We start from the raw sequence: 13,995 nt of genomic DNA, 5'->3' as shown, positions 1-13,995 counted from the left end.
GTCTCAGGCTTTCTGTCTCAGGCGCAGCCCGGTCTTTTTCAGGATGCGCGTGGAATAGAGGATATCGCTGCCCCGGCAGGCCGATCCCAGAATAGCGGCGATCTGGCCGCGTTTCTCTTCGACCTCGTCGCGCGAGCTGCCATGAACCATGGCGAACAGGTTGTAGGGCCAGTCGGGCAGGGCACGGGGCCGTTCATAACAATGGGTGACGAAGGGCAGTGCCCCGATATGAGCGCCCAGTTCGGTGATCAGGTTATCCTGAACATCCCAGACGGTCATGCCGTTCGACGTCATGCCCAGCTTGTAATGATTGGGGGCTGCGGCGATCCGTCGGATCACCCCGCGCGCTTTCAGCACGGCCAGCCGGTCCAGCAGGGTGGCTTCGGTCAGGCCCAGATCGGCAGCGACCTGCGCATAGGGCGCGGACACCAGGGGCAATCCCCCCTGGAGCGACTCGATAATCTGTCTGTCTGTTGCGTCGATCATGCCGCCACCCGGAAGCCGATGAAAAATTCCTGAAGTTTGGGGAAACGGAGAACACTGATCCCCGTTTCCCGTTCGATGGCATCGGCGGCGGCCTCGATCCCCTCGGGTGTTTCGGTGGCCAGCACGAACCACATGTTCAGCCGGTGCGTGCGTTCATAATTATGGGCCACCTCGGGATGTGCATTGACTTTGGTCAGGACGGTTTCGAAATCTTCGGCTGGAACGGCCATTGCGCAAAGGCAGAAAGCCCCACCCATGGCCGCGGCGTCGAAAAATGGACCGAAGCGCGTAATGGTGCGGTCATCTTTCATACGGCTCAGACGCGTCAGCAATTCGGCCTCGGACAGGCCAAGCTCGGCGGCGACGGTTGCGTAAGGGTGCGAAGTAAGCGGCAGATCCTCTTGCATACGATTCAGGATCGCGCGATCCGTTTGGTCCAGCGTCATGCGGCAGCCTCCTTGGCCTGAATCAGCGCGCCGGTCTGCTTGAAACAGCGGGTTGAGAAGAGAACCTTGTGTCGCGCTCCGGCCAGTTCGGGCAATGCAATCGCGCCGGCCAGAACATCCAAAGCCTCATTGCGTGTGCGGGCGTGGATCATGGAATACAGGCGATATGGCCAGACATCGGGAACCGGATTGCGCTCGTAGCACAAAGTCACCCCCGGGAAGGCCGCCAAAGCGGGACCAGCGGTTTCAATCTGTTCTGCCGGCAGATCCCAGACCACCATCGCATTGGCCGACCAGCCAAGCGCACGGTGACGCACAATGACGCCGAGCCGCGAGATTATTCCGGCGGCATGCAGGGCTTCGACCCGCTCCATCAAGTCTGTCACATCCCGTTTCAGCGAACGAGCCAGCGCGGCATAGGGTTCTGAGACCAAAGATAGCCCGGAACTCAGAGACTGTAGCAGGCAACGATCGCCTTCGCGCATGACGGATGCATCGACCTTTCGCGCCGTGGGCACGTTTTTGGCCCCGCCAGTCATTCGAAAACCAAGATCCACGTTGAAGGGGCGCACCAGCCGCAGGTCCAGCACCTGCAATCCGGTGGATCGACTGATCCGCGCCAGGGTATCGTTGACATGCGCGCGGTCCGGCCCGGTCGCGACAAACCACAGGTTCCACGCGTCTTCGCGTTGATAATTGTGGTTCACCCCGGGTTCGGCATCGATCAGGGCGGCGACCTCCTCCAACCGATCTTCCGGAGCCGCCACGGCAGCCAAAGTGCTGGCCGTCACCGCGCCGGGTGTGATGGTTGCGCCAACCCGTGTAATGCGGCCTGTGGCGCGCATCCGGGACAGGCGATGAATGACTTCGGCTTCGTCCAGCCCGAGAGCGTTACCCAGTATCTGAAACGGTCTTTCGGTGATCGGGAAGTCGCGCTGAAACTCGTCCAGCAGACGGCGGTCGATCGGGTCCGTGATATGTCGCATCGGTTACAGCCCTGTTCTGTGGGCGCGAGCAGTGAAGAAAATGCCGGACGGGCTGTCCGCGTCGATCTCGCGCAGTTTTTCAAAACTATGCGTGTCGTAGACCATGACCTTGTTGGCATCGCGCACGCTGATCCAGACCTCATGTCCGCGCGGCGTGAACTCCATGTGCAACACGGCCGGGCCGGGTTTGAATTCGTGGATGATCTCCTTGCTGACGCTGTCGATCACCTGAATCGTATCGTTCAACGGGTGGGCGAAATTGACCCAGACCTGCCGCCCATCCGGACGCGCCATTGCAAAGACCGGTTGCCCGTGGGTTTTGGTCCGGCCCGTTTCGGACAGGGTATCGGCGTCGATCCACAGAACCTCGTGATGGCCGACAGCCGGCAAAACGAATTCGCGGCCCGTCAGCGCCCAGCCTTCCAGATGAGGCATCTTGTAGACCGGCATTTCTTCCTGCCCGCGCCCGTAATCGGGCAGAACCCGGATCGGTTCGGGTGTTTCGGCCCACAGATCCAGCGCGGTCAGGCCGTCCTCGCCAAACAGGCCGGTGATATAGGTACGGCCATTGGCAGTGATCAGCGCGTCATAGGGGTTCTTGCCCATGTCCGGGATCTTGGTGATCTCTGGTGCGCCCTTTGCGAAATCGGCAATCCAGGTTTCCCCAGTGTCCCACATCGTGAAAACGAACCGCCGACCCGGCGCATCGACCAGACCGATGGTTTTGCTGCCGGTCGGGATGTCAGCGACCATCTCAAGCGTGTCCGCATCGAATACGCGCACGCCACCGGGTTCATAGTTCGACACCGCCACAAGCTTGCCATCGTCCGAAATCGCCCCGCCAATGGCGTTGCCGGCCTGCACGACGCGGTTCACGATCTGGCGGGTCACGATGTCGATCTTGGTCAACCCTCCGTCGCGGCCAAACACATAGGCAAACCGTTCATCGGGTGAATAGACCAAGGACGCGTGCGACAGATCACCCAACCCCTCGATCCGGGCCAGAGCTGCACGGTCGGATTGATCCACCAGCAGAACCGAGCCCTTGGCGCGTTCGATGACCAGACCAAGGTCGCCTGTCGCGGTTGGTTCAGCCTGGGCGGTGGACATCATCAATGTGGCTGCAAGGCCAAGGATAAAGTGTTTCATTGTGACTCCTGTTCCAGCAGGTAACGGGCGATCCACTCGGCTTCTTCTTCACTGATCAGAGGCCGCCACGGGGGCATCGCGGTGTCAGGGATGCCGTCAAGGATGACGCTGGTCAAAACATCCGCGTCGTAGTGTTCAAGCGTCTCACTGCGCAGATCGGGACCAAGGCCGCCCTTCAGGGACAGTCCGTGACAGGAACCGCAATCCTGATGCACAAGTCTTTTCAGGGTATCGGGATCGATGACATCCGCCGCGAAGGCGGAGGTCGCGGCCAGAACCGCAATGGTCAGACAGGTTCGCGCCACCCATCCCGAACGCCCCGGCGACCTGTCGGTGTGTGTTGGGTCAATCCCTCGGTCTCGTCTTCCCAGCTTAGCCATGGGCCTGTTCCAGAAGCTCGGCCACAGGCCGTTCGGCATAAAGCGAAACCACCTTGCCAATGATAAACAGCGTCGGCGCCTTCAGGTCGGCTGCGCGCACATCCGTGGCCAGCTGGTCAAGCCGTGACACAAGACGACGCTCATCAGGTGTCGTGGCCTTGCCCACCGCCAGAACCGGCGTCGAGCCCGGCAGGTTTTCGGTCATCAACCCCATGGCGATCTGACCGATATTGGCAACGCCCATATAGACCACCAGCGTCGAGTCCGGGTCGGCAAGGCGTTTCCAGTCCAGATCCAGCACTTTGTCGGCCTGCCGATGCCCGGTGACATATTGAACCGAGGTTGCCAGCCCGCGATGGGTCAGCGGCACACCCGTCGAACAAGACGCCCCCTGGGCTGCCGTAATGCCCGGTGCGTATTCAACAGCAACACCGCGGGCCATCAGATAGGCAGCCTCTTCCGAGCCGCGACCAAAGATCATGGGGTCGCCACCCTTCAGCCGGGCAACCGTGTGACCAGCGCGGGCTTCTTCCAGCAGTATTTCGTTGATGCGGTCCTGCGGAACGGTGTGGCATTTGGGCGCTTTGCCGACAGGGATCAGCCGGGCGCCTTCCGCGTGCAAGTTCAGAATGTCGGCGGACACCAGCCGGTCATAAACCACGACATCCGCTTCTTGCAGCATCCGCAGTGCGCGCAGGGTCATCAGCTCGGGGTCGCCGGGGCCTGCGCCAATCAGAAAAACCTTACCGCTCATGTGCAAACTCGCTTGGTCTGAAAGTCTTCGAGGTCCGGTATCCCATGCAGATCGATTGCGTTTGCAAGACGTTGCTGGGTGAGCCGGGCGTGTCATGGGGGAAGATTGGCCCAATCGAAAACCAACCTCCTTGACATAAGTTAAGGAGCGCGGGATTTGCGCCCGCGCTCCTTCATCTTGCCTGTATTGTGCCTTGTTTCAGGGTTCGACGGTGATCATTCCGATCATGTTCTGTGTCTTCCAATGCGGGCCGCACAGATAGTCCTGTGGACCGGGCGTGAGAAAAGTCAGTTCAACGGATTCCTCGGGGAACAGGCGATCACTTTCAGGTTGGCTGCCATCCTTCAACAGAACGGAATGGCTGGTGCGTTTGTCGACATTCACCCACCGGACAGTTGTGCCTGCCTTTACGGTCAATTCGGCTGGGCAGAAATTGTATTTGTACATCAGCACCACTTCAGCGTCTTCGACGGCCGACGAAGGCTGACCGAACAACTCGACATAGCGCTCTTCGGCCTCGGCGCAGATTTCGGCGGTTTCGTCCGCCCAGGCGGGCGCGGCCAGAAGCAGCAGCGCGGGAAGAAGGCGTTGGGGTTTCATGGTCCATGTCTCCTTTCCAAAAGTGGCCGGGGCCGCTTGACCCGGCCCCGATCCGTTATTGTTTGACCACGTTGATGAGCGCGCTGTCATCATCCAGCGCCAGGCTGGTATTCAGCGTCACGTGGTGGAACCTTGCGGCAGCAAAATCGTCGTGGATGGCAAAGCCAACGGTATAGGTCTTGCCTGCCTCCAAAGGCACATCACCGGGCGCACCCGAATTCAGGGGGCGCGTAAACACCACGGTCCACATGCCACCGGACAGTTCGGCCGATGCGGCGATTTCACCATCATTGACCACGCGCTGCTCCAACAGATAGCCATTGGTGGCGCTTCCGTCGGCGTAGACACGCATCAGGTCAAGATAGGTGCCGTCGGCCAGATACTGCTCGATCTGTTCCTCGGCCTTCAGCTTGTCCCAGCCACCCAGGGCCTTGCCGCGGCGACCTTTGACCTCAACATCGGTGCGGCTTTCGCTGATGTATTTGGTAATGGTGTCCGTGGCATTGAGGCGACCGGCAACATCCGCATTTGCCGCGATCGCATCCGCTTCGGGCGCAAAAGGCATATAGGTGTTGTCGGCGTGGCACGAGGCCCAGCAGCCCACCTGATCGCCCAGCTCGATGCCAGTGCCGGTAATCATCATGGCAACCTTGATCTGGTTGTCCGGGTCCATCTTGCCGCCATCGACGAACGGGGCAGGGTTGTGACCCGCGTCCGGCCATTGCAGACGAATGTAGAGGTTTTCGTCGTCATGTGCCGCCTGAACGGTTGCGTCGATGACACCCCGTTTGCCCGGAATGGGAGTCGGTTCAAGATCGCCACCTGCAACGATCTTGTTGCCGATGGTGTCCAGTTCCTTGGCGTGGCAGGTGGTGCACTGATCCCCGCCTTTGGTCAGGGGGCGTGCGCCACCATGGAACTTGCCGTTCTGGACCCATTCGAAAGAGGCCTGACCGGGGTAGAACAGCTTCAGATCCGCCGCGGCCACTGCGTTCCAGTCAATGTTGGACGCAACGTCGCTTGCTCCGCCAGAGGGCGCTGCGGCCTCTTCACCGGAGGCTTTTGCGCGTTCTTCTTCCAAAGCAGCGTCAACAGCCGCTGCGATCTGGGCCTGAACGGCCTCTTGCTGAGCCTTCTTGGCGGCTTTTTCCGCTTCTGCTTCAGCGGCCTCTTTGGCTTCGATCTTTTCAAGGCTGGCCAGGTATTCCGGGGGTATCGGCCGGATGAAGTCCGGGTTCGGTGCTTCAAGCTTTTCCAGATACTCTTCGTCCGCCCTGTCGCGTGCATCCGAGTGTGCAATCCCCTTGTGGCAGTCGATACAGGTCTGTCCGACGGTCATCGCATTGAGGTGCTGCTGACGGGCGCGTGGTTTCTGGAATTCGGGCATCATCGATTCGAAATCGTGACAGTTGCGGCATTCGCGCGAATCGGTGGCCTTCATCCGCTCCCACTCGTTCATCGCCAGATGCACACGTTTGGCTTCGAACTTTTCGCGGGTGTTGATGGTGCCGACCAATTTGCCATAAAGCTCTTTGGACGCCTTGATCTTGCGGATCATCTTATGGGTCCAGTCTTTGGGCACGTGGCAGTCGGAACAGACAGCCCCCACGCCCGACCGGTTCACGTCGTGAATCGTGCCGGTATATTCTTCGTAGACAAAATCACGCATCTCGTGACACGAGATACAGAATTCCTTGGTATTCGTGGCTTCCATTGCGGTGTTGAACCCGCCCCAGAAGATGATGCCGGCGGCAAAGGCCGCGGCGATACCGGCCACAGGCATTCCCCATAGGAAATACCGGCGCCAGATCGGTTTTTTCTTATCCGGTTCGGAGGTCATATCCGGGCTCCGTTTTGGCTGTATTGTCTGGCCCTTGGTGGCAGGCCGGTGAGTTTGGCTGATGCCTCGAACAAGGAAAGGGCGGGCGAGGGGCCCGCCCTTTCCTGTGATGGTCTCACCCTCGTCAGGTGACGTGGTTCGACCGGTTGTAGACGTTGAACTTGCCGGTCGGGGCATAAAGCCCGTCGATGCGGCCGATCTCTTCCAGCGTCTTGGCGTCGAAGATCACGATCTGACCGTTGGGTTCTTTCGAGTCCGACAGGTTCCACTTGGAGACCCAGACCTCGGTGCCGTCGGCGTTGAATTCGAAGTGAACAGCAGCGCTGCCTTCGTCTTCGGTGATCTGGATCGTTTTCACGATCTCGCCGGTTTCTTTCGAAATGACCTGTACGGATTGCTGCACTTCCGGTTCCGGATGCTTGGTCTGGTCAGCCCAGATGTAATCCGAGTTCGGGTGGGTGCGGACGAACAGGCCGGGGCCGTCGGTTTCCACTTCGTAGCAGACTTTCCAGGCGTCATCCGGACGGTTTTCAGGATCGTTGCCCCAAACGGTCACGGTACCGACACCAAGGTGGGTCGTGCCGGCCACAGGGCCACAGTTCGGGTCGACCCAGTTGGCGCCCGGACCCGGGTGCGGCAGGGCGGCGGTGTCGATCATCGCCTCAAGCTTGTGGGTTTCGGTATCGACAACCACCATCTTGTTCGACGCGTTCGCGGCGATCTGGAAATAGCGGCCCGTCGGGTCAAAGAACCCGTCATGCAGGAACTTGGCGCTGTCGATCTTGTCGATCCGAAGGTTGTCCAGATCGGTGTAATCGACCTGCCATAGCTGTCCCAGCTCTTTCACGGCGACGATCCAGGTCGGTTCGTTCGGCGTGGTGTAGATGGCGGCCACGCGGCTTTCTTCGACATACTCGCCGTCCACGTTCACGCCGCGGGTCGATACGACCTTGAGCGGTTCCATGGTTTGCGCATCAACGATTGCAAAGTGCGGCGGCCAGTAGCCACCACCGATGACGTATTTGCCATCGCCGGACACGGCAACGTCGCGGGCGTCATAGGCGATCTTGACTTCGGATACCAACATCTTGTCCGGCGTCTGCCAGAGGTCGATTTTGGTCATCTTGCCGTCGCGGCCCATGGTGTACCAGAAGCGCCCGGGTTGTTCCGGCTCTTCCAGCGAGTGGTGCTCGGATGCTTTCAGAACGTGCACCGCATAGCCGGTCGGAATGTGGGTCAGGACCTCTTTGGTGTCACCGTCGATCACGGCCACCTTGCCTACGTCACGTTCGATGACGACAAAGAAGTTTTCCCAGTTGCGGCCGTGCAGCGGCTCGGTCGGATAGTCCTCTTCTTCGACGTAAACCTTGCGGGTCGCCTTCATCTGTTCCAGCGACATTTCAGGCGGTTTCGGCGGCTCCATCATGATGTAGGTCGCCATGTCCTTGATTTCCTGCTCGGTCATGATGTCCGAGAAGTTGTTCATGCCGCCTTCGGTTCCCCAGGCGATAATCTTTTCAAGGCGTTCCTGCCCCAGTTTAAGGGTGCCGCCTTCGGTGACCGTGCCGTCGGCTGCGGTCTTCTTCCAATGCGGTTCCAGGTTTTTACCCGTGGCACCTTTGCGCAAAACGCCGTGGCAGCCTGCGCATTGTTCGAAATAGAGCTGTTTAGACGATTCAAAGGCTTCTTCGCTCAAAGTTGGCTCTTCGGCGAAGGTCGGAGCAGCGACGCTGCCCAACAACATTGCCAATCCGACCCCAAAGGCGCGGCCGGGTTTGTTGTAGCTGATTCCAAGTGACATGATCACTCTCCATATGCGTGGTGAGGCGCTGCCGAGAGTGAAACATCACGTGGATGTCATCCTTGACCAAAGTCAACGGGAAGGGCGCAGACCAGGCACTTTGGACAGAAAACACGGATCAAAAACCCCAATAAAACTTGTGTTTTTCACACATGTTTAAGCCCGGTCTTGATTTTGGTTAAGGGCGCCGGGTCGTGAAGGAACTACACATTGCTCAACGGCGGGAAAAGCTATGGAGAGCAGGCATGACAGCTGTAATCGCACGTGTTTTCAGTGAGGGGTTCCGGGTCTTTTTCCTTTCGGCGGGTCTTTACGGCGTGTTTGCAGGGGTCGCGTGGGGCGTGTGGTTGGCGTCGCTCGACGGGCTGATGCCTTACATGGACCAAAGCTATGCGATGCCCCCGGTCATGTGGCACGCGCATGAGATGATTTTTGGGTATGCAACGGCCGCTTTGGGGGGGTTTTTTCTGACCGCCTTGCCGAACTGGACCGGTGCGCCCGAGGCGCGGGCCCGCTTTATCACGCTTGTCGCATTGATCTGGATGGCCGGGCGTCTGGCGGTCTGGTTTTCCGGAGTGTTGCCTCCCTTGTTCGTCGCAGTCGTGGACCTGATCTTTGTTCCCATTCTGGCGCTGAAAATTGCCAGTCAACTGGTTCGTCGACCCAAGCCCCAGAATATGGTGTTTCTGTATCTTCTGGTTCTGATGCTGGCCTCGAATGTAATGGTCCATTTGGAATGGATGGGGGTCACGGTGGATACGTTGAACACCGGCATCCGGGCCGGGCTTTTGACATTGTGTTCGATGATCGCGATCCTGGGCGGCCGGATTACGCCCGCTTTTACTCGCAATGCCATGAAAAGAGCGGGTCAACCCGAAGCATCGTGGCCGGTAACCGTGGCCTGGCTGGACAGGGCGACGATGATTCTGGCGCTGCTGCTGCCCCTGCTTGTGCTTGCACTTGATGTCGGGCCTGTTGCGGGAGCCGTAGCTTTGGTGATGGGCTTTGTTCAACTGATACGCATGGCGCGTTGGAGAACAGGCTGGGCTTTGCGTCAACCGATCCTGATCGCCCTGCATCTGGGCCTCGGGATGCTGGCCCTGGGTCTGGTTCTCTGGGGGATGGCTGCCATTGGAATGGGAAATGAGATCGGCGCGCTCCACGTTCTGGGCATTGGTTGCGTTGGAGGCATGACCCTGGCCGTAATGAGCCGCGCCGCCTTGGGCCATAGCGGTCGACCCCTTGTCGCGCCAAGGCCCATGGCGATTGCCTATGGCTTGATGGCGGTTGCTGCGCTTGTGCGTTGGTTGGGATCCGACATGGCAGCAGGTTACATGGCGGCGATGCTGACTGCGGATGGATTTTGGATCGCGGCAATGGGGCTGTATCTGTTCGCCATGTGGCCTGCCCTGACCGGCCCTCGCGCCGTGCAACAGACCTGACGCCTGTTCGGGCGGCGTCTATCGTCCAGCGATCAGAGGCCGCGCGTTCTTGATATGACGATGGACCAAAGCCCGAGCGCGTTTCCCTTTTTCCGGGATCCGTCTTGCGGCCGGCGGAACGTAATTGCGCTGATCCAATTCAGGGAACAGTGCAAGAATCTCCGCCCTTGCGTCCGGGTGAACACTGGACAGGGCCTGTGCGCCGGTGAGCAGGCTTTCGGAAGGTGCACTTTCCGCATAGATGATTTCATGACGGTCAAACAAAAGATGGACATAGGTCACCGCACGGGTGTCATCAGCGATTGAAATGCCAGGCACGCCGACAAGAATGTGAGCAGGAACAAGAACTTCTTCGGCGTCGAACATTCTGACCGCAATCGGCGACCGGACCAGCATGCGGTGTTGCGGTGACACGAATAGATCACCCTCGGGCAACTGATCGCCCAGTGAACCGGCCTCGATCCGGATGGGCTTCAGCCTGGGACGGGCGCGAAGCGCCGCTTGGTCCAGATGTCGCGTGCCAATCCAGCGTATGTGTTGCGGCCCATTGTCCGCGGTCAAAACGACATCGCCAACTTTCAGATCCTCGATCGGAGTTGGACCGGTTGGGGTCATGATCCGTGTTCCGGCAACAAAGCAGGGTACATCGACAATCGTGGTTGGGTCCGTCGTGTCAGGGGCGTTGGTCGGGGTAACGTTCGAAACCTGGAACGTATAGGTCAGGCCCGGAACCAGGGGCTCGGACGTGATGTATCCGACCAATGTGCCCTCGACTTCGACCCGAAACACATCGATCGTTCCGCCCGATGGATTGGTCAGGGAATAGGATTCTTCAAGGTAGATGTCTCCGTTGGCAAAAGTGGTCGATCCGTCCAGGTTGGTCACCACACCTGTTTGCGTGGCGTCGTCACCGTTTTCGTTGTTGAATCGGTCACCATTGAACACAGTGCCGGTATCGGGCAGAGGGTTCGCCCCGTTCAGGATCGTTCCGCCAGCTGCATCGGTTACATCAAATACACGACGGTCTGTTGCGGGGTCGAAATTGGGGTCAAGCGTAATGAAATCGGGGCCGAAGTTGAAATCGACCGTAATGACCCCGGGTGCGTAACCAATATAGGAATAGTTTGCCATATTCGTACCTTTTAACCATTGGCGCTACCGAGGCACCGGAAATCTTGACACAGCAAGGAAAGTGCGCTGACTTTCCTTCCTTCCATACTGCTTGGCAAATACTTGCGTCAATTCAATGGCCATTCAATGGAGAGAACACTCAATACGGAAATGCTGTTCGCAAATTGACTGGCAGCTCTTCTTCTCCTGACGATCAGCCGGTCCAAATCGTTCAATTCTGAACCGTCCGGTTGATCTCGTGACAGGTCTTGACTTTCGTTAAGGCACTACCGCGTCCCGCCCGTCATGTTGCTGACACTAGCTAATCTGCGCAAAGGAGAGCGCAATGCGAGACGTCATGACAAAGAGCATGGCCCGCAATATTTTTTATGGCGGGTCACTGTTCTTCATTCTCATCTTTCTGGCCCTTTCGGCCCATTCCCACTGGTATATCGTCAATTCTGAAAATGCCGCGAAACTCGATGACAGTGTGGTTCGGGGTAAACATGTCTGGGAAAAACACGCCTGTGTGAACTGTCATTCGATTCTGGGTGAAGGGGCCTACTTTGCCCCCGAAGTCGGCAACGTGATGACCCGCTGGGGCGTGCTGGACGACCCGGAATCAGCCTTTGAATCCCTCAAGGGCTGGATGGAAGCACAACCGACCGGCATTCCCGGTCGTCGGCAGATGCCCAATTTCAACCTCAGCGACGAAGAACTCCGTGACCTGACCAACTTCCTGATCTGGACGGACAATATCGACGCGCAGGGTTGGCCGCCCAACGAGGCAGGCTGAGAAAGGGAACGAAACAATGAAATACGAATCCCAAAAAATCGCCTATGCCTACTTTGCGGTAGCTATGGCGTTGTTCGCGATACAGGTGATTGGCGGCCTTCTGGCCGGTTTCATCTATGTATTCCCCAATTTCCTGAGTGAGCTTCTGCCGTTCAACATCGTGCGGATGCTGCACACCAACTCTCTGATCGTCTGGCTGATCCTGGGCTTCTTCGGTGCGGCCTACTTCCTGATCCCGGAAGAAGCCGAGCGCGAGATCCACTCGCCCAAGCTGGCCTATCTGCAACTGATCATCCTTGTTGTCGGTACGTTGGGCGTGGTCGTCACCTATGTCTTCAACCTGTTCGAAGGCAACTGGCTGCTTGGCAAAGAGGGGCGCGAATTCCTTGAGCAACCCAAATGGGTCAAGGCCGGCATCGTCGTGGCTGCATTGATCTTCCTTTACAACGTGTCGATGACCGTTCTGAAAGGCAAAAAGACAGCCATTACCAACATCCTGCTTCTGGGCCTTTGGGGTCTGGCGCTGCTGTTCCTGTTCGCCTTCTACAACCCGGGCAACCTGTCGCTGGACAAGCAATACTGGTGGTATGTCGTCCACCTGTGGGTCGAAGGCGTGTGGGAGCTGATCATGGCCTCGATCCTGGCCTATCTGATGCTCAAGCTGACCGGTGTTGACCGCGAAGTGGTCGAAAAATGGCTCTATGTCATCGTCGCCGCCGCGCTGTTCTCGGGCATCCTCGGCACCGGCCACCACTATTACTGGATCGGCACGCCGGCATACTGGCAGTGGATCGGTTCGATCTTCTCGAGCCTCGAGGTGATCCCCTTCTTCGCGATGATGGCCTTTGCCTTCGTCATGGTCTGGAAGGGCCGCCGGGACCACCCCAACAAGGCCGCGCTGCTGTGGTCGCTGGGCTGTGCCACGCTGGCCTTCTTCGGTGCCGGTGTCTGGGGCTTCCTGCACACGCTGCACGGGGTTAACTACTACACCCACGGCACGCAGATCACCGCAGCCCACGGTCACCTGGCTTTCTACGGCGCCTATGTCTGCCTCAACCTTGCGATCTTCAGCTACGCTATGCCGATCCTGAAGAACCGTGATCCCTATAATCAGGTTCTGAATATGGGTTCGTTCTGGCTGATGACCAGCGGCATGGTCTTCATGACTTTCGTGCTGACCTTCGGGGGAACCGTGCAGACTCACATGCAACGTGTCGTCGGAGACTACTTCATGGACGTACAGGACCAGATCGCGATCTTCTACTGGATGCGTCTTGGCTCTGGTCTGGTCGTTGTCCTTGGGGCGCTGCTGTTCATCTACTCGATCTGGGTTCCTCGCAAAGAGGTCATTGAACCCGGCGCAGCCGAAACCCCAGCGGAGTGATGGATATGGATGGCTCCATGAACCTGAAAGAGGGGGCGGCAAACGCCCCCTTCTACCTGGCCCAGGGCGATGAATGCGATGTCTTCACCGCCGCTTTCAACAACGATCTGCCGGTTCTGCTGAAAGGTCCGACGGGTTGCGGCAAGACCCGGTTTGTGGCCCACATGGCCGCGAAACTTGGCCGCCCGCTCTATACCGTAGCGTGCCACGACGATCTCGCCGCCGCCGACCTGATCGGACGCTATCTGCTGAAGGGCGGCGAAACCGTCTGGGTCGATGGTCCCCTGACCCGCGCGGTGCGCGAAGGCGCGATCTGCTATCTCGACGAGGTGGTCGAGGCGCGCAAGGACGTGACCGTGGTGCTGCACCCGCTGACCGACGACCGGCGCATCCTGCCGATCGATCGCACCGGAGAAGAGCTTGAGGCCGCGCCCGGCTTCATGCTGGTGGCCTCGTACAACCCCGGCTATCAGAATATCCTGAAAACCCTCAAACCCTCGACCCGGCAGCGGTTCATCTCGCTGGAGTTCGACTTTCCCTCGCCTCAGATGGAAGCCGAGGTGGTCGCGCAGGAAAGCGGCCTGCCGCTGGAACGCTGCAAGCCGCTGGTGCGGCTGGCGGGCAAGCTGCGCGGGCTCAAGGGTCAGGACCTCGAGGAAGGCGTGTCCACCCGGCTGGTCGTCTATGCTGCGACGCTGATCGCGCAGGGCATGTCCACCGACCGCGCCATCCTTGCCGCCATGATCGAACCTCTGACCGATGACGAGGATATCAAACGCGGGCTCCTCGATCTTGTCACCGCCGTCTTTGGGTGAGGCCGG

The 13,995-nt window shown here is 58.9% G+C and carries 14 protein-coding genes; 4 read left to right on the top strand and 10 right to left on the bottom strand.

Features of this window, described 5'->3' with window-relative positions; all coding sequences use genetic code 11:
- Positions 1-3: 3 nt before the first annotated feature.
- From ahbB (AC2FF8_RS11715) to AC2FF8_RS11675, 9 genes are all read right to left on the bottom strand, one after another.
- Entirely contained in the window at positions 4-486 is a 483-nt protein-coding gene (gene ahbB / locus AC2FF8_RS11715; RefSeq protein ID WP_496879769.1) for a siroheme decarboxylase subunit beta, read from the bottom strand.
- Positions 483-932, bottom strand: a complete 450-nt coding sequence (locus AC2FF8_RS11710) for an Lrp/AsnC family transcriptional regulator (protein WP_170345482.1) — start codon at positions 930-932, stop codon at positions 483-485. Before AC2FF8_RS11710 ends, ahbB (AC2FF8_RS11715) begins: the two co-directional genes overlap by 4 nt.
- Positions 929-1,918, bottom strand: a complete 990-nt coding sequence (gene ahbB / locus AC2FF8_RS11705) for a siroheme decarboxylase subunit beta (protein ID WP_496879768.1) — start codon at positions 1,916-1,918, stop codon at positions 929-931. Before ahbB (AC2FF8_RS11705) ends, AC2FF8_RS11710 begins: the two co-directional genes overlap by 4 nt.
- Before the next feature lie 3 nt (positions 1,919-1,921).
- On the bottom strand, positions 1,922-3,067 hold the full coding sequence (locus AC2FF8_RS11700; RefSeq protein WP_170345480.1) for a cytochrome D1 domain-containing protein: 1,146 nt from the start codon (positions 3,065-3,067) through the stop codon (positions 1,922-1,924).
- A complete protein-coding gene (locus AC2FF8_RS11695) occupies positions 3,064-3,447 on the bottom strand; it encodes a c-type cytochrome (protein ID WP_306980750.1) in 384 nt (127 codons plus the stop codon). Before AC2FF8_RS11695 ends, AC2FF8_RS11700 begins: the two co-directional genes overlap by 4 nt.
- Positions 3,440-4,201 (bottom strand): uroporphyrinogen-III C-methyltransferase, encoded by a 762-nt coding sequence (gene cobA / locus AC2FF8_RS11690; protein ID WP_170345478.1) that lies wholly within the window; start codon positions 4,199-4,201, stop codon positions 3,440-3,442. The genes AC2FF8_RS11695 and cobA overlap by 8 nt, the downstream gene beginning before the upstream one ends.
- 198 nt (positions 4,202-4,399) lie before the next feature.
- Positions 4,400-4,801, bottom strand: a complete 402-nt coding sequence (locus tag AC2FF8_RS11685) for a cupredoxin domain-containing protein (protein WP_496879767.1) — start codon at positions 4,799-4,801, stop codon at positions 4,400-4,402.
- A gap of 55 nt (positions 4,802-4,856) precedes the next feature.
- On the bottom strand, positions 4,857-6,641 hold the full coding sequence (locus tag AC2FF8_RS11680; RefSeq protein WP_425079540.1) for a NapC/NirT family cytochrome c: 1,785 nt from the start codon (positions 6,639-6,641) through the stop codon (positions 4,857-4,859).
- 124 nt (positions 6,642-6,765) lie between these two features.
- Complete coding sequence (locus tag AC2FF8_RS11675; RefSeq protein ID WP_257601365.1) at positions 6,766-8,442, bottom strand: cytochrome D1 domain-containing protein; 1,677 nt, start codon at positions 8,440-8,442, stop codon at positions 6,766-6,768.
- Positions 8,443-8,687: 245 nt separating this feature from the next.
- Between AC2FF8_RS11675 and AC2FF8_RS11670 the strand changes: the two genes are divergently transcribed.
- On the top strand, positions 8,688-9,884 hold the full coding sequence (locus tag AC2FF8_RS11670; RefSeq protein ID WP_496879766.1) for an NnrS family protein: 1,197 nt from the start codon (positions 8,688-8,690) through the stop codon (positions 9,882-9,884).
- A gap of 18 nt (positions 9,885-9,902) precedes the next feature.
- On the opposite strand, the gene AC2FF8_RS11665 is transcribed toward AC2FF8_RS11670, so the two are convergent.
- Positions 9,903-11,015 carry a Hint domain-containing protein gene (locus AC2FF8_RS11665; protein WP_496879765.1) on the bottom strand — a complete coding sequence of 371 codons (1,113 nt, stop codon included), beginning with the start codon at positions 11,013-11,015 and terminating at the stop codon, positions 9,903-9,905.
- A 325-nt stretch (positions 11,016-11,340) separates the two neighbouring features.
- Between AC2FF8_RS11665 and AC2FF8_RS11660 the strand changes: the two genes are divergently transcribed.
- The 3 genes from AC2FF8_RS11660 to AC2FF8_RS11650 are packed head-to-tail and all read left to right on the top strand — an operon-like array spanning position 11,341 to position 13,989.
- Complete coding sequence (locus AC2FF8_RS11660) at positions 11,341-11,790, top strand: c-type cytochrome (protein WP_152460362.1); 450 nt, start codon at positions 11,341-11,343, stop codon at positions 11,788-11,790.
- A 16-nt stretch (positions 11,791-11,806) separates the two neighbouring features.
- Positions 11,807-13,174: a cbb3-type cytochrome c oxidase subunit I gene (locus tag AC2FF8_RS11655; RefSeq protein ID WP_152460361.1), complete on the top strand. Its 1,368-nt coding sequence runs from the start codon at positions 11,807-11,809 to the stop codon at positions 13,172-13,174.
- 5 nt (positions 13,175-13,179) lie between these two features.
- On the top strand, positions 13,180-13,989 hold the full coding sequence (locus tag AC2FF8_RS11650) for a CbbQ/NirQ/NorQ/GpvN family protein (RefSeq protein ID WP_496879764.1): 810 nt from the start codon (positions 13,180-13,182) through the stop codon (positions 13,987-13,989).
- Positions 13,990-13,995: the final 6 nt, after the last annotated feature.

The organism is Ruegeria sp. YTSA144, assembly GCF_059610125.1.
This window is presented reverse-complemented; position numbering and strand designations above follow the sequence as displayed.